The 23205-nt window shown below is 34.6% G+C and carries 20 protein-coding genes; 1 reads left to right on the top strand and 19 read right to left on the bottom strand.

The genetic code is table 11. From position 1 onward, the window contains the following. Nucleotides 1–139 precede the first annotated feature (139 nt). The 14 genes from L6773_RS19670 to L6773_RS19735 all read right to left on the bottom strand — a co-directional run bounded on the left by L6773_RS19670 (nucleotide 140) and on the right by L6773_RS19735 (nucleotide 16573). Nucleotides 140–1096, bottom strand: coding sequence for an NAD-dependent epimerase/dehydratase family protein (locus L6773_RS19670; RefSeq protein ID WP_237856306.1), 957 nt, complete (start codon nucleotides 1094–1096; stop codon nucleotides 140–142). A gap of 116 nt (nucleotides 1097–1212) precedes the next feature. Then, complete coding sequence (gene cysN, locus L6773_RS19675) at nucleotides 1213–3123, bottom strand: sulfate adenylyltransferase subunit CysN (protein WP_237856307.1); 1911 nt, start codon at nucleotides 3121–3123, stop codon at nucleotides 1213–1215. A gap of 118 nt (nucleotides 3124–3241) precedes the next feature. Then, nucleotides 3242–4144, bottom strand: a complete 903-nt coding sequence (gene cysD, locus L6773_RS19680; protein WP_237856308.1) for a sulfate adenylyltransferase subunit CysD — start codon at nucleotides 4142–4144, stop codon at nucleotides 3242–3244. Nucleotides 4145–4220: 76 nt separating this feature from the next. Continuing rightward, the gene (gene cysQ, locus L6773_RS19685) at nucleotides 4221–4976 is read right to left on the bottom strand and encodes a 3'(2'),5'-bisphosphate nucleotidase CysQ (RefSeq protein WP_237856310.1); all 756 of its coding nucleotides are present in this window, start codon (nucleotides 4974–4976) and stop codon (nucleotides 4221–4223) included. Between the two features lie 407 nt (nucleotides 4977–5383). Further along, nucleotides 5384–6520 carry a hypothetical protein gene (locus L6773_RS19690; protein ID WP_237856311.1) on the bottom strand — a complete coding sequence of 379 codons (1137 nt, stop codon included), beginning with the start codon at nucleotides 6518–6520 and terminating at the stop codon, nucleotides 5384–5386. A 450-nt stretch (nucleotides 6521–6970) separates the two neighbouring features. Then, a complete protein-coding gene (locus tag L6773_RS19695) occupies nucleotides 6971–8173 on the bottom strand; it encodes a polysialyltransferase family glycosyltransferase (protein WP_237856312.1) in 1203 nt (400 codons plus the stop codon). Between the two features lie 81 nt (nucleotides 8174–8254). Further along, nucleotides 8255–9052, bottom strand: coding sequence for a formyl transferase (locus L6773_RS19700; RefSeq protein ID WP_237856313.1), 798 nt, complete (start codon nucleotides 9050–9052; stop codon nucleotides 8255–8257). Nucleotides 9053–9078: 26 nt separating this feature from the next. Then, nucleotides 9079–10050, bottom strand: coding sequence for a polysaccharide deacetylase family protein (locus L6773_RS19705; protein WP_237856315.1), 972 nt, complete (start codon nucleotides 10048–10050; stop codon nucleotides 9079–9081). Nucleotides 10051–10475: 425 nt separating this feature from the next. Further along, nucleotides 10476–11285 (bottom strand): class I SAM-dependent methyltransferase, encoded by an 810-nt coding sequence (locus tag L6773_RS19710; protein WP_237856317.1) that lies wholly within the window; start codon nucleotides 11283–11285, stop codon nucleotides 10476–10478. A gap of 265 nt (nucleotides 11286–11550) precedes the next feature. After that, on the bottom strand, nucleotides 11551–12405 hold the full coding sequence (locus L6773_RS19715) for a class I SAM-dependent methyltransferase (protein ID WP_237856319.1): 855 nt from the start codon (nucleotides 12403–12405) through the stop codon (nucleotides 11551–11553). A 95-nt stretch (nucleotides 12406–12500) separates the two neighbouring features. Beyond that, nucleotides 12501–13199, bottom strand: coding sequence for an acylneuraminate cytidylyltransferase family protein (locus tag L6773_RS19720; protein ID WP_237856321.1), 699 nt, complete (start codon nucleotides 13197–13199; stop codon nucleotides 12501–12503). An 18-nt stretch (nucleotides 13200–13217) separates the two neighbouring features. Further along, complete coding sequence (neuC, locus tag L6773_RS19725) at nucleotides 13218–14378, bottom strand: UDP-N-acetylglucosamine 2-epimerase (protein ID WP_237856322.1); 1161 nt, start codon at nucleotides 14376–14378, stop codon at nucleotides 13218–13220. After that, nucleotides 14371–15369, bottom strand: coding sequence for an N-acetylneuraminate synthase family protein (locus tag L6773_RS19730; RefSeq protein ID WP_237856323.1), 999 nt, complete (start codon nucleotides 15367–15369; stop codon nucleotides 14371–14373). The genes neuC and L6773_RS19730 overlap by 8 nt, the downstream gene beginning before the upstream one ends. 145 nt (nucleotides 15370–15514) lie before the next feature. After that, a complete protein-coding gene (locus tag L6773_RS19735; RefSeq protein WP_237856324.1) occupies nucleotides 15515–16573 on the bottom strand; it encodes a hypothetical protein in 1059 nt (352 codons plus the stop codon). Nucleotides 16574–16842: 269 nt separating this feature from the next. On the opposite strand from L6773_RS19735, the gene L6773_RS19740 reads away from it, so the two are divergent. After that, entirely contained in the window at nucleotides 16843–17577 is a 735-nt protein-coding gene (locus tag L6773_RS19740; protein ID WP_237856325.1) for a class I SAM-dependent methyltransferase, read from the top strand. A 7-nt stretch (nucleotides 17578–17584) separates the two neighbouring features. Here L6773_RS19740 and L6773_RS19745 read toward each other — a convergent pair whose 3' ends face one another. The 5 genes from L6773_RS19745 to wecB form a co-directional block, all read right to left on the bottom strand. After that, nucleotides 17585–18808 (bottom strand): glycosyltransferase family 4 protein, encoded by a 1224-nt coding sequence (locus L6773_RS19745; RefSeq protein ID WP_237856326.1) that lies wholly within the window; start codon nucleotides 18806–18808, stop codon nucleotides 17585–17587. Between the two features lie 55 nt (nucleotides 18809–18863). Beyond that, complete coding sequence (locus tag L6773_RS19750) at nucleotides 18864–19835, bottom strand: D-glucuronyl C5-epimerase family protein (protein ID WP_237856327.1); 972 nt, start codon at nucleotides 19833–19835, stop codon at nucleotides 18864–18866. 8 nt (nucleotides 19836–19843) lie between these two features. Further along, a complete protein-coding gene (locus tag L6773_RS19755; RefSeq protein ID WP_237856328.1) occupies nucleotides 19844–20848 on the bottom strand; it encodes a YncE family protein in 1005 nt (334 codons plus the stop codon). Between the two features lie 13 nt (nucleotides 20849–20861). Next, a complete protein-coding gene (locus L6773_RS19760; protein WP_237856329.1) occupies nucleotides 20862–21896 on the bottom strand; it encodes a glycosyltransferase in 1035 nt (344 codons plus the stop codon). Nucleotides 21897–22083: 187 nt separating this feature from the next. Next, nucleotides 22084–23127 (bottom strand): non-hydrolyzing UDP-N-acetylglucosamine 2-epimerase, encoded by a 1044-nt coding sequence (gene wecB, locus L6773_RS19765; protein ID WP_237856330.1) that lies wholly within the window; start codon nucleotides 23125–23127, stop codon nucleotides 22084–22086. Nucleotides 23128–23205: the final 78 nt, after the last annotated feature.

Genomic DNA, 23205 nt, shown 5'->3' on the forward strand with positions numbered 1-23205 from the left:
AGTAGTTAAGTTAAGGTTTAACAGATACTTAAATATACGAAACATCCTGCTTTCCTACTGCTAAAATTCCACTTTTTTATCTCGAACTCACGTTATCTATAGAAAATATTTCTTTGAAGAGAACGACCTTCAAATATATTCACGAATTTTTTACGAAGGATTTAATCGTTCTTCTCAACCCTTCAGTTGCTGTTATCGGCAAAGGTTTCCTAATCTCTTCCTTAATTTTTTCATTTGATACAACAAAGTCACCGGTTAGTTTTTGCAGCCGATATTCATTAATCGGAATTGGAAGGTAATTTCCAAGCTTTGCTGCAAATTTCAACAAATTTAGATTTATGTTGATAATCTTAGGTTTCATATTAAGCTCTGTAGCAATCAGTTGAATCAGATCGTGAGTGTAGGTGGGTTCGTCATCCGCTATATGGTACAAACCTGCATTGATGTCGTTTGACAAAATTTCTTTAATGATAAATGAGAAATTCTCTATTGATACAAAAGATCTCTTGTTATTGACCTTCCCAATAGGATAAGGCAATCCTTTACTGATCAATGCATAGAGCAAATTCAGATTACCTTTATTTCCCGGTCCATGAATCATTGAAGGCCGAAGGATGTAATATTTCTTACCGTCAGGGCAATTCTCTTTTATATAATTCTCAGCTAGAAATTTAGATTTACCGTATGGCGTAAATGGCTGCGGCTTATATTCTTCATCTAATACACCTTGTGGTTTTTCGGTCAGTACATGAATTGTACTAATGAAGATAAATTTCTTCGCTGATGGATCATTTGCGAAGCGATCAAACACTCTTTTTGTTTGCTCATAATTAACTTCAAAAAAATCGTTATTCTCGCCCTTATTATTTACGCCTATAACTTTGCCGGCTAAATGCACATATGCATCAAATTCATGAGTCCCCTTATAGATTTCATCGTAAGAACATATGTCGTCTAAATAAGCCGAACTAGTTTTTAAAGAATATTTATCTCTTGAAGCACCGACAAGTATAAAATCGGTTTTCTGTGATAAATACTTTTTTAGATTTGTTCCAACAAACCCTCTTACGCCGGTAAGAACTATCTTATTATTCATTCTTCAAAAAACACCGGTATACATTTGAATTGATAGACTTTTGCTTATCTAAATTATTAGGCAAAGAATAATCTTTGCTTTCTAACTTGAGACCGTTTTATAACAGAGACACAAAATTACTCTATCAATTTCAGTAATTTTTCTACACTCTCTTCGATACTTAAATCATCAGTATTGATATGAATTGAAGATTCTGCCTCCGGTGCTTCATGTGGAGCATCAAACCCTGTTAAGTTTGTAATCTCTCCTCTTTTAGCTTTTTCATAAAGCCCTTTTGGATCTCGCTTTTGTGCCGTTCCGGGATCACATGTTATATGTATTTCATGGAATTTACCTTCAGGAAACAAGCTACTCACAATATCGCGATCTTTCTTGTAAGGGGATACAAACGTACAAATTACAATATTACCATGTTCAAAAAACAACCGGGCTGTCTCCCCTACCCGCCTGATATTCTCGGACCGATCTTCGGGGCTAAAACCAAGATCACGGTTTAAACCATGGCGTACCTGGTCTCCATCCAATAAAATTGTTTGTTTTCCGCTCTCCCAAAGTTTTTTCTCTAACGCTTTTGCTATAGTACTCTTACCAGCCCCGGATATCCCAGTAAACCAGAGAATTTTTGCTTCGTGACCATTTCTATCCTCACGTTCTTCTCGTGAAATATTCCATGGCTCCCAAACTACGTTTGGAGAAGATTCAGGGAGAGATTCATCCTTTTCAATCAAGAATTCCTCATCACTTGAAACTGTTGATCCGGCTCGTATCATACCGGCACCAACTGTAACATTTGTTGCAGGATCGATAATAATAAAGCTTCCCGTCTTCTGATTAAGTTGATAGGGATCAAAAAACAATGGCATGGATGTTTGCAGTTTTACACGGCCAATTTCATTGAGTTTTAGTGTTTCTGCTTCCTCCCTGCTTATCGTATCTACATTCATTCTATAAACTAAATCCTGAATAAAAACCTGGGCCGTTCGTGTAGTATGACTAATGATGTAAGCCTTTTCCATCTCCATCGGTTCTTCCGTCATCCAGCAGAGATACCCTTCAAAATGATTATTCACATTCGGAACGTTATTTTTCCGAACAATCATATCTCCACGACTAATATCGATCTCGTCCTCCAACGTAACGGTTACTGAATCACCGGGATGGGCTTCTTCAAGGTTACCATCTTTTGTAACAATCTCCTTCACTTTACTGGTCATTCGTGAAGGCAGAGCCATCACTTCTTCGCCGGGCCTTACCCTTCCGGATGATACTCTTCCTGAGAAACCCCTGAAGTTTTGATTTGGACGAATTACATACTGAACCGGCAATCGAAAATCGACTATGTTCTGTGTTGAGTCAACCTTCACGGTTTCAAGAATGTGGAGTAAAGTAGACCCGTTGTACCACTCCATGTTATCTCTTTTATCCACAACATTGTCTCCCTTCAAAGCTGATATTGGAACATATGTGATATCATCCACATCCAGTTTGTGCGCAAAATCCCTGAATTCAGAGACAATCTCTTCGAACCTGTTCTTGCTGTAATTCACCAGATCCATCTTATTTACAGCTACTACCAAATGAGGGATCTGTAGCAGTGATGATATAAATGCGTGTCGCTTTGATTGAGTTAACAATCCTTTGGTTGCATCGACAAGAATTACGGCGAGTTCAGCTGTGGAGGCTCCGGTTACCATATTTCGGGTATACTGAATATGACCCGGTGTATCCGCTATGATAAATTTACGCTTTGGAGTTGCAAAGTACCGATAAGCAACATCTATAGTAATTTTTTGCTCTCTTTCCGCCTTTAATCCATCCGTAAGCAGAGCCAAATTTACCTGTTCTTCTCCGCTGCTTTTACTTGATTTTTCGATCGCTTCCATCTGATCCTCGAAAATGGATTTTGAGTCATATAAAAGTCGACCAATTAACGTGCTTTTTCCATCATCGACGCTACCCGCTGTTGTGAATCTTAGCAGGTCCATATCAAGGTATTTGTTTCCGCTTTGTCCGTTAGAGTTGCTCATGTATTCTACTTAATTCTGTTTAAAATCTGGAGATTGTAAAGTTCAATGTTCAAAGTTTAAGGTTTAGGGTTATGAATTTTTTAACATTGAACCTTGAACCTGAAACCTTAAACCATTCTTAGAAGTATCCGAGCCGTTTACGGTCTTCCATGGCAGTCTCACTTCGTTTATCATCATGCCGGTTACCGCGTTCTGTTTGTCTGGCAGAAGCAACTTCATCAATAATTTCTTTAATATTTGATGCATCTGAAAGTACGGCACCTGTACAAGTGGCATCACCAATTGTTCTGAACCGTACAGTCTTTGATTCCAGTTCTTCATCTTCCTGCCGGTTTACATAATCAGTGTCGGCAAGCCAAACTCCACGTCGGTTAAATACCTTGCGCTCATGAGAGAAATAAAGTGAAGGTATATCAATATCTTCCTGGGCAATGTACTGCCAAACGTCCATCTCGGTCCAGTTACTTAATGGAAATACCCGGAAACTTTCACCCGGATTTTTTCGCCCATTAAAAATATTCCACAATTCGGGCCTTTGATTTTTAGGATCCCACTGACCAAATGTATCGCGATGTGAAAAGAAACGTTCTTTAGCCCGTGCCTTTTCCTCATCCCTTCGTCCCCCACCAATTGCTGCGTCAACCTGGTGTTTTTTCAGAGTATCCAGCAAAGTGACGGTCTGAAGGGCGTTTCGACTTGCATCCGGCCCTGTTTCTTCTTTAACACGTCCCTCATCAATTGAATCCTGAACATAACCAACAATCAATTCAAGGTCATTTTCTTCCACAAGTTTATCCCTGAATTCAATTGTTTCAGGAAAATTATGTCCTGTGTCAATGTGCATAAGTGGAAAAGGAATTTTCCCCGGGTAAAATGCTTTTTGTGCAAGATGAAACATACAAATGGAATCTTTCCCTCCTGAAAAAAGAAGTACCGGCCGCTCAAATTGGGCTGCTACTTCTCTCATCACATAAATCCCTTCATCTTCCAGTTCTTTTAGATGATTATTTTCTCGAAGCATGTAATTTAACTCTTCGTTTTTAGTCTAATTTTTTGAAGTCTTAAAAGTAAGACTTTATTCGTTGGATATCCATTTTCTATTTATGTCCAATTACAAATTCACCATTCTTCATAGATGGCTTATTATATTCAAGTGGTGAGTATCTTTCACCATCCTTTCCCGAGTATCGAAATACGGCATCACCGGCAGCTGTGTCCCATTCCATGGTAGGGCCAAACCGGGGATAAATATCTGCGGTTCCTTCAGCCACTAAACAAAATTTAAGAGAACTTCCTGCCGGCACTGATTTTCCAACGATAAATCCCATCTTTTCAATACGGTCCTCTGTGTCAGACGAACCATGCGATCGGCTTGTGACTATCGATACTTTTTTATTTTTGCCAGGTATAGTTGAAATAACCTCTGTTTTATTTCCATCCGAATCTATCTTATATGAACCCAAAGATTTCTGCCCGATGTAAGTGATTTTCTTAGCGGGTATATGAACCACTCCTATAACAGGTTTATTGTTTTCAATCAATGCGATGTTAACTGTAAACTCCCCATTTTTTTTTATGAACTCCTTTGTTCCATCCAGCGGATCAACGAGCCAATATTTTTTCCATTCTTTCCTCTCCTCATATTTTGGCAGACCACTTTCTTCAGAAATAACAGGCGTTTCGGGAGTCAACTTTCTCAATGCATCCACAATTACATGATGAGAAGCAAGGTCGGCTTTTGTAAGTGGTGATTCGTCGTCTTTTGTTTCTACTTTTATTTCATCCTTGTAATAATTCAAGATTGCTTCTCCTGCATCGGCGGAGATGTCAATAAGTGTTTCTGATATCGTCATAAAAACTATAATTAATGATTGTTAAATAGTTAGTTAGTAAATGTGTCTAAATCTTAAGAAATAGGGATTTATGATCCTCTTTCAAACCAATAAAAATATGGGTCCCACGAACCAAAGTATCATAATAATGATAAGTACTGAGACATGACTAAATGAAATGATTTTAAAACCTTGATTTTCAAAATACTTTCCTCTTCCCGATGTAAAAATGAAAATATCTTTAATGATGGAGAGTGTTACTCATATTTGTATAAAAAAAGACAGTTTTCATAAAATAATGTTTACATCCTTTCCTGATTTAAATCCTGATACGGTAATCAGTTGAAATTATTTTTGTAGTAAAGCGTTAAAAACGAAAAGGACCTAGCTGAAAATTTTTTTATAATATAATAGCTCTTTCTTTTGTATCAGTTATTTATGAATTCGGTTAGCTGTGATGAAAATCTCTCACAAAATTTTTTTTGCCCAGACGGGGTCCAAATTTTTCGATATTTCTCCTGTCCGGTGGTAGCAACTTTCAACAGTAATGATTCATCATTTAATAGTTTATCAATCTCACTTCCCCATTGATTTTTATCCCATGAAATTTGTAAATAAGTCTTATTTGGCTCATATAAATCGGGCCATGTATCAATATGTTGCATATCAGGTTTTATAAGTGCTGTTCCACTAATAAAAGATTCAAAATCTCTGTAACAAACTTCTCCCCAGCCAAATGGACTAACAACGGCCTTTGAGTTTTTTAAATTTTCCTTATAAATTTCTTTTGGAACTATTCCCGTTGAATTTCCTGATGCAAATCCTTCTTTATCTAAAATCTTTTTTAAATGGATTCTCTGTAAAGCAACAAGTTCACTTTCATAACTGGTAGAAAAATTTGCATTTAGTTTTATCTTTCTACGTTTGTTTGGATCGATGTAGTTTATTTTTCCAGTTTTGGAACTAAAAAAACGGATATAATCCCTAAACGTTCTAAACTCATCTATGGCCATTAATATATTCCAGGATATTCTTAATTTATCTTTATTCGCTTTAAATATATCTTTGTAAACAGATGCTCTATTCTTTTTAGGATTCCACTCTAAACCCTTTGATTCTTTTGAATAGTAATCGGTAAAAAGCCTTCCTCCTTCCAAAGCGTAGTTATACAACATACGATTTTTTAAAAACTGCTTCTTCATGTAGAAGTCAACTAAAGGAAGAAGTTCCATCAACATATTATGACTATCCTTACTGTCGAAAAGAACTACTGTACGACCCTCTTTTTTGAACCTTCGAATTAAATTTTTGACGATATCCCAGTTCATATTTTTCCCTCTCTTTATTGCAGAATCAATAATTATACAATTCGGATTTTTATCATCCGGCAGATTCTTCGGAGTAAAAAATCTAAATTCAAAACCATAATCCTTGAAATGACTTCGATTTCTTATAACAGGGTACCAGTCTCTTGAGGAAATGGCATCAAAAAAAGAAGCTTTAAAAAACGGTAACTTTCTTTTTCTTGATTCTTCGTAAGGGATTAAAACGTCAATTATATTCATTCAACTAAGATTATTTATAGTAATCTGAAAAATAAAATTTATCCCTCTAGTGAAGTTAAATACAACAGATTATCAATTGGTGTATTTAATTTATTCTCACGAAACATTCTAAAAAAATGTTTGATAGGAAAACGCTATTCAATATTTGTATGATTATTTGAAAGTTTTTTTTCAAAGCAATTCATTTAATCATCATGGATTTAGCATTCCTAAACATAGCGTGAAATGATGCTATAATTATGTCTTGACACGTAAGTGAAAAAATTAGAAAAACATAATGCCCCAATAAACAGCTAACGTCAAAAGCTGGAAAAAGATGAGTAAAGATGCGAACTAAATACTGAGATTTATTTTCAAATTTATTTATCGCTCATTATTTGATAAACAATAAATCTCAAAGTCTGTAATATTCTCTGAATGAATTCTTCCAAATAAAAAATGATCCAATTCTCAAGCTTCATTCTTTATCATAGCTGCATCCCAATCCTTAAAATTTTTATACTTTGGTTTATTGCAATCATCTTTTTTAAAACCAAAGATGGATGTAACATTTTTAAGTTCTATAAGCTTAATGTTAGGATTTTTAAAAATGAAATTTTCTTTCCAAACTACCATTTCCTTAAAACAATCTATTTCAGGATGCCAGGCATATGCTAAGGGGAATTTACCTTCAGAAAATGATGCAATATTCGCTATTGATGATGAATATGGAGAAACACACAACTTTGGTAGTTTATCATTTAAAGCAATTTTAGTCTCAATCGGGATATCCCTGTTATCTACTCTGCATTCAAGACTATCAACAATCAATTGTACCTCTTTCTTTTTCTCGTACACTGGATGAGGTATATAAATAACATTAGAAGGATCAAGATTTAGTTCTTCAAATATTTCCTTTATAAAAACAATATAATTCTGGATACTGATATTTTCTCTGTTAAAAATCGGGGAACTAACAAAAAAAACATCATCACCCGTAATCTTCTTCTTCACCAGCATCTTTCGATAGGAATAGTCGTTTTCAACGATTTGGTGCTTTGTTTCGATTAAATCATTATAGACAGTAAATATTTTTGTTTTTTTTCGATCAAATATTTTGAACGCAACTAATTTGTGTAATATGTAACTAATTGGTTTTCTCTTTGAACGTTTTCGATCGTTGATATATCCAGTGGGTTGAATTCTTTTTTGAATTCTCATTCCCGAATCCATGATATATAACTCCTTAGGCTTTAAGGCAAAAGCAAGATGTTCTTGGGTATTTCGATGTCCGGAAAAAACAACATCGATTGGTCCATATTTTTTTCCAAGACGATCAAGACCAATTCTGTCTAAGAAATTGTAAATATATTCCCTGCCATTCATTATTAGCTTGAATAGCAACGATTTTTTCATTTTTCTTTTTAACCATTTCGGAGCATAATTACTGTGAGATTTATACCATATAATTTTTTCCCACTTATCCGGGTCAATCGTTTCATTAAATATATCAAGAGTATTATTTGGATCCTCTTTGGGAATGATTATAAAGAGTATAGATCCTTCTTTATTACCCGAAAATTGAAACCAAGCTTCTTCAGCGTTTGTATAGGTTTTTGCATCTTTTACAATAAATGCAGTTTCAAATTTCTTTACTTTTTTTTCTTGATCCATTTTTCTTGTTCTTTTAAGATTTGCTATACCCGAATCATCTTGCTGAATTGATTTTTTTTGAATATTAAATGAAGCCCCTTTTTATAAATTTGGTGAAACGATTGGATATTTGCTATCTCTTTTTTGTTTATTTTTTATATAATCTTCAATCATTCCACTTTCTAAATTTTGCCACATTTTTTTCACTGCTCCAGCATTGAAATCTTTTCGCTTGAATACTTTTCCTTTATTCAAGTCTTGTTTGACCGGTTGTAATTTATTCTTCATATAAAAAGGTACAACCTTACATAGCATATCACTTCCTGTAATAATAGTTTTCGTACCAAGATCGTGGGCTCTGTCTGAGCGACAAATTTCTCTTGGACGAACTTGAGACAATATCCCTCCTGCATCCACGTCGGGAGTTGCAATATGAATAGTTGCCCCTACACATTCTGGGTTTCCATCAACAAGTGGCCAAAAATTTGTACCGGAACCTCTGTAATATGGTGAAAGTCCAAGATGAAGATTAATAATACGATTTTTGTAATAATCTAACAGTGGTGCCTTAATAATTCCTGAGCCATAAAGGAGAATTACATTTGGCTTTTGGCTTTGGATCCACTCCAATACATTTTCAGAATTGGATTGACCTCGTTCAACTTTCTGAATTTCTATGGATTTCGGAAAGGAGTCTACTTGACCCAGTAATTTTTTTTCTGTGCTGCTCCTTTCATCGAAATGCTTTTGAATAATTTTAGTTTCCCTATTATTCTTTTCTCTTGACGGGGTTGTTGAAGCTGCTTTCTCTTCAGAGATAATAGCAGTTAGATCAAGTTGTGAAGCAATTTTATTAGCTACGTATTTATGCCTTAATTTATTACTTGTAATTAAAAGCACTCTGCACATATTGACCTACTTTTTTTTCAACGATACCATTCAGCGTGAGAGATTTTTTCCCAAAATTTCTGTAATGAAGTATTGACACGATCTTTCGGTAAATCACTATTTGAATATCTTGCTAAAAAAAGAGGAGATGTTAAATTTGGGTTACCAGCTCTTTCCATTGTAAACCCAAACTTCACTCCATGTTCAGAAGCAGTTGATGCTACAGCTTTGCTGCAAGCTTTTTTATTTCCGAAAGGATAACTAAGAGCTTTTACATTTACTCCCGTCCACTTTTTTAATTTATTTAAAGATGTTTTAACATCGTTGCTCGCTTCCTCATCCGGTATTAAACCCAACGGCCTATGTGTATGCCCATGTGTTCCAAGAACACCCTTTTGAGCAAGATCTTTGATCATTTCTTTTGTCATATAAAGATTTTGGCTGATCTCCGACTCTTTAAAATTCAGTTCTAAAAACATATCATTTATCACTTCAGATAACTGGTCATGATCCAAGGAGTAGTTTAAAAAAAATTTTAATTTAGCAGTTTCAAGTTCATCGTATTGATAAGCTTGTCTGGCTATATTAACGTCCGGATAGTTAATTTCAATATCATTTTCCCGAAGAGTATTTTCTAAAACTCTTTGAAAATCCAGGGGTGGCGTATAAGCTCGAAGAATATGAATTTTATGCGTAGTTGTTACATTTTTTTCTTCTATTGGGTTTGTATTTGCAAAGAAAATTGCGGGAATACCTTTCTTTTTTAAGACGGGCCATGCCAATTCATATTGCTCCTTAAAACCGTCATCAAATGTAATAACTACCGATTTTTCAGGTTGCTTTTTTTCCCCCTCAATAATGTTAACAAGATCTTCAATGCTTAAAAAATCAGCAAATTTACCTATCTGATCCAATCTATCTGAAAACTGTTGAGGTGTTATTCCAAAAATGCTGGGATATGGTTCATCATAGTTTTCACGTATATAATGGAAATTTATGGCAATAAGCATACAAAAAAGATTTTAAACGATTATAATTTCGTAACTATTGTCAACTGTATGGTACCAAGCCATAAACAAATTTGTTCTCTTTAAATAGCCAACTGAATAACAGTTAAAACGTTATTTCTAAGTATTTTACGCACTTTTGAAATATCAAACAAAAAAATCAAAATACTAGATGGTATCGTAATAATGATAAACTAGTTGTTTAAATCAATGCACTTTTTAAATCTTGGAATTTTAGTTTCAATTATTAATGAAATAAAAAGCTTTAACTAAGTAAACCCCATCAGGTATCCACGTTTTTTTTATGTGGAATGATTTTTGATGGTTTTACAAAATCACTTTTTGTTTAACTTTCTTTTAAAACACTTTTCAGTTTAATCTTATGATTCTGAATCAATAATACAATACTGTTTAACATCAAATAATTGCTACTCCTTAACCCATTCAGTTATTCGTTTTCCAAGTGTATATTTCAGCGTAGATTTATTGATATCTCCAAGAGGTTTTTCCTGAAGTTCCATGGCTGTAACGTCTCCATTTTCATCTCTTATAAAAGACCAATTCCTATAAAAGAAATGCTTCAGAAAACGTGCATTTGCAGTTCTACCGTCAACAAGAATACATGCGCCTGGTAATAAGACAGGTTCCATTCTCAGCAAATCACCAGACATAATGACTCTATCTTTATTTTTGCTCCATTTTGAATTTTTGCCATCACGTTTTCTTACATGATTGGGATGGGGAGCGTCAAGATATATAAAGTCAGGTATCACATTGGGTATTTGATTGTAAAAATGACAGCTTCTCCCACTAAATAACCCGGAGTTTACTTTAGTTTCATGTGTCTTTACAATATGCTTACAATCAGGAGGAATACCATTCAGGGTAACATCAATCCATTTTGTAGAAGCATCAACACAATGCACTTCAAACGGTGTTGATTTCCTAACAAGTGGTTTTTTTTCAAGCTCATCCCAATCTTCTTGATTCTTTTTAAGAGCTTTAGCCATTACAATTGTTGAATAACCAATTCCAAACTCCAAGATAGTAAAGATTTTTCTGGCTCTAATTGTAGCGTGTAACCTGGCCAAATCCCTTAGATCTGGTGATATCCTGCCCTCTATTTGTTGAGATTCTTGAAGGATTAAAGGAAGTACATTATTCGATTCTAAATATTCTCTTGCCTTATTCTCACCATTTGGCCCTGAAAAAAGAGAAACAATTTCCTGAATATTCAAAGGATAAAAAGTTTTTAAGTTTTATTTCTAATTAATTTCTCAAGCAATAGTTATGAAAAATTACCATTTCTAGAAAAACATACTTTTAAGATGTTAATTTGCCCAATGTTAAAAACTGTTATATCTATGCTATCATACTTTGTTGATGAAGAACATATATACAACTTACAATTAATAGTATGAGTTATAAATAATTGTTTTCATTTTATTTTAACAATTAATCTCTTAATTGAATGTCTTAACCAAACATTGATGAATTTCAATTCTAAATTTTTGCGGCAATAGCATAAACAGAAATTTTCCCGCTCGGTTCGGTAATTCTTTCAGCTAGTACTGTTTGAAATCCCGTATTATCAATAAGTGAACTAAGAGTATTAATACTATACAAATTATAGTGTAGTGCACCCAAACTCCCATCTTGTGGGGGTTTATAAGAAGTATTTGTAATACAAGGTACCTCAATATAGGCTAAACCTCCGTCGTCTTTTACTTTCTTATAAATTGAATCCAACATATCTACAGGATCTGAGATATGTTCGAGCACTTTATTGAGAGTGATGAGATCAAACTTTTTACCATTTACCGCATCTGGGAAAAAACCATCTACAACGGGAAAACGATCTAAGCTCTGAAGAAACGAATACGATATTGGATCTGGTTCAATTCCTATAATATTGAGATTTTCAATACCATATGAATCAGAAACCTCAATCAATTTACTTGGAAAAACACCAAGTCCAGATCCTACATCACAAATATCAATTCCATTTGGATCATCAAAATGTTTGTTAAGAAAGTCAATGATTCGATTTACTCTCCCTAAATTATCAGATTCCTCTTCTGAGAGATTCATAACATAGTCAAACTTTTTCTGGAGCTCTGATTTTCCACCCAAATCAATTTCATAGTATGAACTCGCCACATTATTTATCGCCTTCTCAGAGACTTTAGACATGTGATTAACAGCCATACCACAATTTTCACATTTTACCCATTTTCGTTTATAACCTGTTTCATTAACGCCCTCTGCTTTTTCAAATCGGTCCGGCTTATATATTGTAAGTAAATGTTCTGCTGATGTTGAACCGCAAACATTGCATTTAAATACTTTCGAAGTCATAGAGGAATTGCAATCTTTATTATTTGGTGATAGATTTTTTATAATCCGTGAAAATAATACTATTTCAAAAAATATCTACTCAATAATTAAAAAAATCATGTGTGAATAGCATCTCCCAAAAGCCCTTTTAATAGTGCTAAGTCTAATGGCCCGTCTAAATTTACACTTCGTTCTGCCGGCATTACAAAAGGCATTGATCGATCCGGAACAAATTTCCCAACCTCTTTTAACTTCGAAATCGACAACAGATAAAATGCACCATTTAACGCATAAACTTCTGGCAGGCTTTGTCGCGGGACACTGACATTATTACCAAGGTAGGATTGTAACCAACCCTTATCTATTTTCATGACTTTATTAGGATGAGGTGCATCATGTTTAACAACACTTACGGCCGCATTAGCACCCTTATTATCCTCAAATTCTTTGCAAAGATGATCCAAATCTTCTACAGTCCACAGAGGTGTGGTTACTTGTAGCAATACGATGTAACCCGATTGTGTATCTGTATCTTTTAAAAGATGCTTTACGGCATCTATTGTTTTGGCTTCTCCTGTAGCCAAATCTGAAGGGCGCAAACTTGGAGGTGCTGCACCAAATCTATCAGCAATTTTATACATTTCAGGGTCGTCTGTAGTTACCCAAATGTTATCTACAAATTTTGATTTTTTGGCTTTTTTAATCGTTCGTTCAATTAATGTTTCCCCTTCGATCTTTAACAAATTTTTCCCCGGAATGCCCGTGGAACCAGACCTTACAGGTATCACAGCAGTCAATTTTTCTCCTCGAATCATATAATTTATAGAACAGAATTAATAGGTAATGGTTTTATGATATTTCAATTCTACATCACTTAGTTTTTCAGCAATTTTTTCACCTGCTTTTCCACCACCGTAAATAATAGAAGGTTCAGGCGGAGAGCTTTTTAACCATGTTTGGATTGCATCTTTTATTTCTTCCGTATCATAACCAACATCAATTACATTATTTCCTCTTTCTCTTCTCATTTGCCGGGTTCCAATATTTACAACTGGAATTCCCAAGTATGAACACTCTCTTATTCCAACGCTCGAGTTACCAATCAGGCATTTGCTTTCGTGCAATAACTGTAAAAAATGATGAGGTTCCATATTCTTAAAAAACCGAATAGGTAAACCATCGTGATGTTCCCTAAATGCCCTGATTCCAGTGCTTGTGCCGTCAGACCCGGCATCCACATTTGGCCAAAACCAAAATGTTGGCATATCAAGCTCTTTAATGGCATGTAATGTCTTATTAATATGTTCCAACGCTTTTTCATGCTCAGTTGTAACAGGATGTTGCATTACAACCAAATAATCTCCATCGAATAGTTCTTCCTTAGCTCCCACACCACCGTATAACTCTATTGGATCGAAATCATCTAGGAGATTATTCATTACATTTTCTGCCAAATCTATAGATGGACACCCTGTATTATATACAGAAGAGGGTTCTTCGCCGAGTTTTATCACTCGTTCTCTTGCTCCCTCAGATGAGACAAAGTGATAGTCTGACAGTTTCGTAATTGCGTGTCTGACTTTTTCATCGATGTTCCCGGTTACCTCGCCACCCTGTATATGTGCTAAAGGAATATTCATATAACTCGCGGCTATAGCAGTTGACATTGTCTCATATCGGTCGGCAATAGTTACTACGATATCCGGTTCCAGGTTATCAAAAACAGTAGAAAGTTCTAATATGCCAAGGCCGGTAGTTTTTGAGGACACCGTTACATTCTCACCTTCCAACACACTGAATACTTTTGTAGTGATATCAAATCCATCCTTTTTGATATAGTTAATAGTGGTACCGTACCTATCTAAAAGAGCAGAAGCTGCAACAACTAGTTGCAATTCCAGTTTCGGATGCTCTTTTATAGCATCTAATGCTGTTTTAATTCTGCTGTATGATGGTCTCGCCGTGATGACTACACAAATTTTTCGTCTACTCATGCAAATCTTTATAATTTATAAATTCCCACTTCTTGAGGTCTTTCTTAATTTTTTTTCCAATCACATTTTTGTAATTCGAAGCATCTATTCCCAGTCCTTTGGGTTTTTTTGCTTCAAGATCAGAAAATTGAAGCCTGCTTCCTTCTGAAAGATTTTTATTGACAGCTAACGACTTTTCAAAAATATTCTTCAGTTCTTCAAATTGTTTATTTTCGTTTTTATCAATTGTATTATTCAAGGAGACATTTATCTCATTTACTCCTTTCACAAGTTTTTTGGTCTCGTCAATTGTAAGTGAGGCTTTAGCATCAGGCCCAAACATTCTCTTATCAAATACTACATGAAATTCTAAAATCTCTGCCCCCAAAGCTGCGGCAGCCAAACATGCATAAATATCACCTGAATGATCGCTAAATCCAACCGGCATATTGTATCGGCTTTTAAGTTCAGGTATAACATTCAAACCCCATTGTTCCGGATTTGTTGGATAGGCCGTTGTACACTGAAGAATTGAGAGGTCATTATTAAATTCACCCAGGAATTCAATTGTTTTGTCTAATTCTGTAAATGAACTCATCCCTGATGATAGTATAATCGGCTTACCTGTTTTTGCAATTTTTTTTAACAAAAGAAAATTACTGACTTCTCCCGATCCAACTTTGTATCTTTGTACTCCAATTTGTTCAAGTATGTCTACAGCAGCATTGCTAAAAGGAGATGAAATAAATTCAATATTTTTTTCATCGCAATGTTTTTTCAATCCCTTCCACTCTTCAACCGAAAACTCCATTCGTTTCCAATAATCGAACCTGGTTTTGTCTTCATAAGAAAACTTTGTTCGAAATTTTTCGTGAATGCTGCTTTCTGCTTCGGCTACGTGTGTTTGAAATTTTATGGCATCAACACCGGTTTCAGCCAATACATCAATATAAGAATGTGCTATGCCAAGGCTTCCGTCATGTGCTTGGGCTATTTCACCAACTATTTGCATATCAACTAATTAAACAATTTATTTGGTTCTGTTGTTCTTTAAAATAAAGATTCGAAACTTTAAAAATTATAGATTCGCTGATAATGATGAGGGTTCTGTTAAATCATTCCGTAAATAATGATTTTATTAAAATTGTAACGATTTATCAGTTAATAACAGACTTAAAAACATATATTTTGTTTCTAACATAATTCAATAGTGCTATTGTTTTCGACCTTTCATACCTATCCAATTTAGCATGTGTTGAATTTAGTTTGGATAACAACCTATATTCGCTTTCCAATGTGTCTACTAATAAATTTTGGTAAACCTGCTCAGTTGAATAAGACTTTTTTTTATAATTAACTGCATGATTGAAATTTAAGTAATTTTTATCCCAGTACTTTTCTGAAAGAAGTTTATTCGATTCTTTAAACTTATCAATTATGAACTTTTCCTCTTTTTCACTCAATAAATCGTACTTAGTAAATAGTCCATGATTGAAATTTCGCTGTAATCTCCTCCTCAATATTTTTTTCTCTTCAATTGAAAGATCTTTAGAAACTGATGAAAATATGTTTAAAGCAGCTTTAGAAAAACCCACATTAATGGGTTTATCATCCACATGATCTATCATGGACTCCGAATTTATTATTCTGCCAAAAACATTGATTATAGATTCATCAATAAACCTGATTGGTGAATACGGAATACAAATTACATTATCTTTTCCGAACAGATCTTCATAATAATTAGCAAATTGTAACCAGTTTAAATTTCCAACCTTAGCTGCATTATAGAATTCAGAAAATGAAAGTTCCTCGCCTTGGTGCTTCAATTGCATAAAAGCTGATTGAATAAATTGATCCTGCCTGCGAAAAAATATGACTATTTTCGGATTAAACTGCGAAGTGCAGTCATTTAATATTTTTGCAAGAATCTTATAATTTGAATAATAATTCGATAAATCACCGGACAACCCTTCAAAGCTAATTAAATTTAATCTGGAAGCAATAATTTTTGATTTAAGGTATTCTTCAAGGTTATTTTTGAATGACTTATCGTATTCATATGTTTTTTTTGTTAGCTTCCTGTGTTTAAATTTTATGTAATTAATATTCTCATTCAGCAATTCTTTTTTATTCAATTTTAAGTGTTGCTGAATAGCTGACGTACCTGTCTTATGGGTTCCAATATGGATAATTAGCCCTGCTTTACAAGTCATAGAATTAGTTAGTAGATGATTTATTTTTTGCTTTGCTTAATTAAAACTAACCTAAAGAATTTTGCAAATAAGTTTGCTCAATAGAATTTCATTTATTGACCCATACTACTAATTCAGATCACTCTATTAATTGAGAAATCATATAAATTGCCATTATCATTTTGATACATAAACTTATTTTATGCTACTGGAATTCTTCAATTTTGTTCGAAACTCCGATAAGTATTGATTAGCCCATCGAAACTTTAATTAACTATTCAGCATACAGCATGTACAATCAAACCCTTCGAAAAGTATTAACTGACGCCCCCGAATTGATTCGAGAATCAATATTAAGCGAAGAGGAAAGAAAAACAGTTATGGCTAAGAGTTTGAGCCATTACCAGGCATTTTCTCCAATTTTTAAATATCATCTTATCTTGCGTTATGGTGTTCTTTTAAATTCTCTTGAAAAAATGGTTCAAAATTTTGGGACAAGAAGTTTCCTGGAAATCGGTAGTGGTACAGGCAGTACATGTATTTATCTTGCCAAGAAACAAGCATCAGATCAGGTTTTTGGCATCGACTTAAGTATCAAAAGAGTTAAAGTGAGCAATAAACGTATTGATTGGTATGGTGTTGATAACTGTACACTACTGCATAAAAATTTTTTAGAATACAATCCGGGAAGATCATTTGATTTTATCTATACTTTAGCAGCCTTTGAAGCGATAAACCCCAAAAACAAATCCGTCAATAGGCTGGTAGAGCTTTGTAACGACCGTTGTAAAATCGTCCTTGATATGTTAAACCCCTATTATTTTGGGCATAAACGTTCCTATTTTACGAAAGATCATTTTAAAGAGATGATTACTATTCTTAAAAGAAATGGATTCAGTGTTAAAGCTGAATATTATGGTTTTATCAATGCATTAGACCCTACAGGGATAACAAAAAAATTAAAACCATTGCAGAAAACCGTTCGCTTAATTGCTGTTCGGGACCCTAAGCAAAACCACAGCTAATTCTATTTTAGCCTTCCTCCTCTTCAAATAGAGACGCATACTTCTCAGCAAGATATTTCAAATTATGATGTTCTTCTACATATCTTCGCCCTTTTCTACCCATCTCTTTCAGTGACTGATCCCCGCTTTCATATAGCTTTTTCACTCCATTCGCAATCGCCTCTGCTGATTCAGGTTTAACAATAATTCCACAACCCGAAAGTTCAACCGGGTCTTTTATGTGATTGTTTGAATCAAGAATTGGTTTACCCGCAAGCATATAATCAAAATATTTATTAGCAGATACTCCATGCTCGAAAAGAGGTGAATCATTTCTACCTACAAAGCAGACATCAAATTTTTTGACAGCAGATAAGACCTGGTTTTTTCTGATTTTGTTGAAAAAAGTAATGTTATCAAATCCTTCAGAAGATTTTATTAAATCATTTTTTAAATAACCATCTCCAATAACAATAAAATGAAAACGTGAATCATCTTTTAACAAGCCAGCAGCCTCTACAAAATATTCAAGAGCGTTCGCAAGGCCAATTGTACCCGTATAGCCAATGATAAATTTATTTTCCGGAAATTGTTTCTCCATCTCCTCATCAAGTGGTTCTACTGAGAGTACGGAATGGTCTAATCCATTTGGGATGTAAACAAATTTGTGTCCGGCATTCGCTACTTTTTCAAAATGATTCTTAGCGTTAGGCAGAAGTGAAACAATATAATCCGCTTTCTTGTAACCGAACTTCTCAAACCAACCAAGTAATCGCACAGCTAAACTTTTTGGCGAGACGTCTCCCAGATAAATTAAGGTAAGCGGCCAAATATCCCGGATTTCAAAAATAAGTGTTTTTGCCTTGTGAGCTTTTTTCAGTAAATATGCAGTAAAGACCGGGAAAATTGGCATTGAAGAGATAATAATTACGTCTGGTTTGCCAACCTTTTTTATGGGTACAAACAATACCTTAATCATAAAGATGAAAAAACTCCAAAAACGTTTTACGGATTGTCCTTTATATTTTGGTACTTTTATCCAGCAAAAACGAGTACTATTTACATCTTCTATATTATATTGGTTTGGAGCATCCGGCAGATTATTAAAAACATGGTTATAAGAGCCTGAAATGATGGTGATATCGTACCCCATCTTAATCCAGTGTTTACTCAAAAAATAATGCCTTTCTCCCCAGCCTGATTTGTCCGTACCTGCAAACTGATTGATGACCCAAATATTTTTCTTAGCCATAGAGCCTAAATTGTTCAATTCAAAAATTACTGATCTTTTCTTTTTAAATAGAGATCTAACTCATGATTTTTACGAATGATTTATGCATAAAAGCCTTACTCTTGCGATATTTATCATTTTGATATTCCTGGAATCTACTTGCATAGGTTCGAAATATGGGCGCTCCTGTGATTCTGTAAGCGCTCTTCAACTGGGCTATGTGTACATCATGATAATGGAAAGATGCAATATCTGATCTTCCGGCTATGGATTTGAGACTATATGTTGACCAGAACCCTAAATCATAATCAGGAAGATATTTTTTCACAAAATTAAATGCCGCCTCAGTAATTTGTTCAGCTTTTTTTCCTTTAAAGTATAAGGAAGCTTCCCAACAGGATATCGTAGCAAAAAGGTGTCCATTCAATACAGAATACGGAGGATCAGTAAAATACTCTTCAAAGGATACTGTACCATCTTCTCTAAAATATGCCGGGCCGCCCTGAGTGTAAGGAGTTGTTAACTCATTCAAAGCTTTTCGTGCTGTACTTTCATATTTATTCTTGTCAAAAATAGAAGCGGCTCGAAGTAAAACTGATATCCCGTGTGCTTGACTGAGTCCCGATTTCCACGGCTTTTTTTGTCCACCAAAATAATCGAAATTATACATCCAAGTGACTCCATATTCGGTTTCCACTTGCTGTTCTACAAACCAGTCAGCTAATGTTTTAAATTGATCAATATGCACCAGTTTCTGATCTCTCTTCCAAAGACTGTAATAACCAAGTGCAATATGCCCTACAAACCAAGGATTGTAGTATGTTCCCAAATTGGCATAGTCAATCATAGGAACACCCGCTTCATCTGTCAATAGATTCTCATGAATATCCTGAGAAAAGTCTAAAGGGTAAGCCCATTTTACAGGATCCTGTTCAAATGAATCTTCAGATAAACGGCTTGGACTACTCCAGCTTTTGGTGATTGTACCTCTTTTAAGAAAGTAGATATTGAAAAGGTATCGGAAGTAATCTAATTTGCTAAGTGACATTTAGTAGATCAGTTAATGAGGAGTTTGTGAATGATTTGATCGTTTGATGTGGCAAATGGAGTAAACCATATAGTTGAGGTATTATATTGTTTGTCACTTATAAGTAACTGACCATGCTGAAATAACGACTTTGGCCACGGATCTTTTTGAAATTCCTTAACGATCTGCCAATCTGTTCCATTATCTGACCCCCAAAGTTCAACTGAATCCTGACGCTGTTCTTTATTAGTATCTGCTACTGTAGAAAAAACAAACGAATTTTTAACCGATACCCCGTAGAAAACAGTACCTCCTAATTGTTGTAATTTTTCTACTTTTTTGCTTTTTCGACAATATCTGTAAATGTAATTGGCTTCTCGAGGTGCATCTGTAGCAAAATAGATGTAATGCTGATCAAACAGAAGTGTAACAACCCGAGCTTGTTGAGAACCACTAAGTATCTTTATTACTTTTCCTGATTCTAAATACCCTATAAAACTTTCATCATCAGTATCACCCGTGGTCAGAAATATTTTTTTTGAATATGGATCATAAAACATCCCGTGAATATGACGAATATCAGTTAGCTCAATATGGGGTTCAATAAATTCACTTTCAGGGGTGAATCGAAAAATTTTGACGGGTTTTCGTTCTTTGTTTGAGAAATATTCTCCGTAATAGATATATTTTTCATCTTTACAAATTACGAGCGGGCGGGAACCGGATATTTTAAATTCCCTGACGATTTCTTGATTTTTCGTAGAAATCACAAATACTTTTTTCAATCCAAATACAACAATCGCATCACCAATCGGTAATATATGGTAAATATAATAACGTAAAAGTCGTCTGATTTTTGGATGTGATAACTTTACCCGATCTGTAATTGAGTGACCAAGATCAATAATTTTATGAAAATGAGTCCCCCCATCATGACTAAAATAGACTTCTCCCTTATGCGAACGAATAATAAAATCTCCGTCTACATAGTGCACAAATCCTTTATATGATGTCTTTTGCAGCCTGAATGACACGATAAACTATAAATTAGGAATTTGATGGATTTAGAAGAGTTCTAAACATATCTATATGAACTTCCATCATGTGCTCAATTGTATATTTTGTTTTTGCAATATCATATAGAGCCCTACCCTTCTCTGAAAGTAGCTCTGGATTGTCCACTAATTGATCGATTAGCTGATCTACTTCTTTTCTATTTCCAAAATCTATAAAAAATTGTTCCGCTTCTTTGGCTAATAGAACCTCAGGTGCATGATCTGAGCCTGTATCGATAACAATCGGTCGGTTATGAGTAGCAGAATTCATAACTAAAAGACCAACATGACCAGGATTAACTACCAAATTCGACCATTTAAAATGTTCCACCAATTCATCCCCATAAGCACTTGGATATAGACTAACTGCATCCGGTATCTCTATTTCAGCGAAGTAATCTTTCATATTTGGGCCAACCAGCCGAAATAGAACATCGTTTCTGCGCTTTGCGATTTCAATAATTCTTTCAAGCCGTTTCCTTTCTTGTGCCCGTCCCACAAAAAGACAATGTAATATCCCAGAAGTTTTATTTTCAAGGGGTACGAACTGTGAAGATGAATGTTGGCTGTTATTAAAACTAAGAACATTGCAGTCCGAAAGTTTATCAGCTATGGATTGCATGTATACAAGATTGCCATCAGCCAAGCATCCCATAAAACGTTTTAAAGGATTTAAAAATGAGTTATTTCCAAAAAATGGCCCCCACCAAACCCAGATTTTATTTCTAAAATATTTTTGAAAAAAGAAGTCTCTTATCCTAACCGGATATCTAAAATTAAGATTTGCACAGATCAGGTCCGGTTGTACTGATTTAATATATTTATTCAACTCAAAATTGAAGCGAAGGCGTTTACCATATTCTTTGTCAAGCTCAATATATTTATACCCTTTCCTCTCATCTGGCGGGACTAAGTTATCCTTTTCACAAGCATGTGCAAGTACAGTAAGATCACATTTATCTCCAAGTTTTCTTAAAAAGAGTTCCCTGTAATTTGGAGCTACATCCAGTAAAAGAAGTATTTTCATTAAATTTACCCGGTAAAAAAGGTCGCATTATGACCTTGCAGTGTGGATTATTAATTATTTACAGTTATTACAATTTAAGAGTCGCTTAATTTATTTGAATCAAATTAGAATTACGAATTGTAACAAAAGATGTAGAATAAGTAGCCGGCAGAATACCATGATAATGACTGACCCAAGCGTTTATAGCTTATGACTGGGAAATAAATTTCTTAATTTCTGCAACCATTACCTCTGCTACATTTTTGCCGTAAAGATCAGGCCTTTCCTCTTCAGGATTAAATGATTTAATTTTATCTGCCAAATTTGGATCGCTTAAATCGGCTAATAGGTTCCATCCTGCTTCCACCGTTTCTACCCATTCTGTTTCGGGTCTTAGAGTTATACAGGGTTTCCCGGTTATAAAAGCTTCTTTTTGAAGTCCACCGGAATCTGTGATAACTCTGCTGCAACTTCTGAGTAATTTTTGGAATTCTATATACCCCTGGGGTTCAATCAATTCAATATTATCTGGAACATCAATATTATTTGAGTTTAAAATATTTCGGGTTCTTGGGTGAACCGGGAAAATGATCGAGGTTGACAACTCCTTCAGTGATCGAAAGAGATTCTTTAAATTTTCAGGATTATCAACATTGTAAGGCCGATGCATTGTTAATAATGCATATGGATTTTCATTTGCATTGTGGTTATCAATTTTACTCTGGACGAACTCAACTGAATCTACCATAATATCCCCGGTGAGAACGGCTTTTTCCGTTAATCCCTCATTTTCAAGATTTCTGACGGCTTCTTTTGTCGGTGCAAAAAGTAAATCTGATGTATGATCAGCTACTACGCGATTTATCTCCTCCGGCATTGTTTTATTAAAACTTCTCAACCCAGCTTCAATATGAAGAGTAGGAAATTGGAGTTTAGAGGATGCCAAACAGGCAGCAAGTGTAGAGTTAGTATCTCCAAATGTAAGTACTAATCCCGGCTCAATACTCATTAACTTATTTTCAATTTTTTCTAACATATCTCCGGTCTGAGCCCCTTGTAAACCAGAGCCGACACCAAGATTTATGTCAGGTTTAGGGATTTCAAGCTGATCAAAAAACAGATCGGACATTTCGTGATCGTAATGTTGACCGGTATGAATAATAATTTCTTCGAATGACTCTCTTAAAAGCCTCGATAACGGGCCTAGTTTTATAAATTGAGGTCTTGCACCAACTATGGAAACTACTTTCATATATCTATTAACAATATTTTATTTGATATCACTGATGATTCACTAATTGCTAAGGAAATTATATTGTTATGAACAGTT

The sequence above is a fragment of the Rhodohalobacter sulfatireducens genome (genome assembly GCF_022012475.1).
In the GTDB taxonomy this organism is placed as follows: Bacteria; Bacteroidota; Rhodothermia; order Balneolales; family Balneolaceae; genus Rhodohalobacter; species Rhodohalobacter sulfatireducens.

What these genes read in the sequence shown, in the direction of transcription:
- L6773_RS19670 (WP_237856306.1), bottom strand. Translation starts at nt 1,096, where the DNA reads ATGAATAATAAGATAGTTCTTACCGGCGTAAGAGGGTTTGTTGGAACA.
- cysN (WP_237856307.1), bottom strand. Translation starts at nt 3,123, where the DNA reads ATGAGCAACTCTAACGGACAAAGCGGAAACAAATACCTTGATATGGAC.
- cysD (WP_237856308.1), bottom strand. Translation starts at nt 4,144, where the DNA reads ATGCTTCGAGAAAATAATCATCTAAAAGAACTGGAAGATGAAGGGATT.
- cysQ (WP_237856310.1), bottom strand. Translation starts at nt 4,976, where the DNA reads ATGACGATATCAGAAACACTTATTGACATCTCCGCCGATGCAGGAGAA.
- L6773_RS19690 (WP_237856311.1), bottom strand. Translation starts at nt 6,520, where the DNA reads ATGAATATAATTGACGTTTTAATCCCTTACGAAGAATCAAGAAAAAGA.
- L6773_RS19695 (WP_237856312.1), bottom strand. Translation starts at nt 8,173, where the DNA reads ATGGATCAAGAAAAAAAAGTAAAGAAATTTGAAACTGCATTTATTGTA.
- L6773_RS19705 (WP_237856315.1), bottom strand. Translation starts at nt 10,050, where the DNA reads ATGCTTATTGCCATAAATTTCCATTATATACGTGAAAACTATGATGAA.
- L6773_RS19715 (WP_237856319.1), bottom strand. Translation starts at nt 12,405, where the DNA reads ATGACTTCGAAAGTATTTAAATGCAATGTTTGCGGTTCAACATCAGCA.
- L6773_RS19720 (WP_237856321.1), bottom strand. Translation starts at nt 13,199, where the DNA reads ATGATTCGAGGAGAAAAATTGACTGCTGTGATACCTGTAAGGTCTGGT.
- neuC (WP_237856322.1), bottom strand. Translation starts at nt 14,378, where the DNA reads ATGAGTAGACGAAAAATTTGTGTAGTCATCACGGCGAGACCATCATAC.
- L6773_RS19730 (WP_237856323.1), bottom strand. Translation starts at nt 15,369, where the DNA reads ATGCAAATAGTTGGTGAAATAGCCCAAGCACATGACGGAAGCCTTGGC.
- L6773_RS19735 (WP_237856324.1), bottom strand. Translation starts at nt 16,573, where the DNA reads ATGACTTGTAAAGCAGGGCTAATTATCCATATTGGAACCCATAAGACA.
- L6773_RS19740 (WP_237856325.1), top strand. Translation starts at nt 16,843, where the DNA reads ATGTACAATCAAACCCTTCGAAAAGTATTAACTGACGCCCCCGAATTG.
- L6773_RS19745 (WP_237856326.1), bottom strand. Translation starts at nt 18,808, where the DNA reads ATGGCTAAGAAAAATATTTGGGTCATCAATCAGTTTGCAGGTACGGAC.
- L6773_RS19750 (WP_237856327.1), bottom strand. Translation starts at nt 19,835, where the DNA reads ATGTCACTTAGCAAATTAGATTACTTCCGATACCTTTTCAATATCTAC.
- L6773_RS19760 (WP_237856329.1), bottom strand. Translation starts at nt 21,896, where the DNA reads ATGAAAATACTTCTTTTACTGGATGTAGCTCCAAATTACAGGGAACTC.
- wecB (WP_237856330.1), bottom strand. Translation starts at nt 23,127, where the DNA reads ATGAAAGTAGTTTCCATAGTTGGTGCAAGACCTCAATTTATAAAACTA.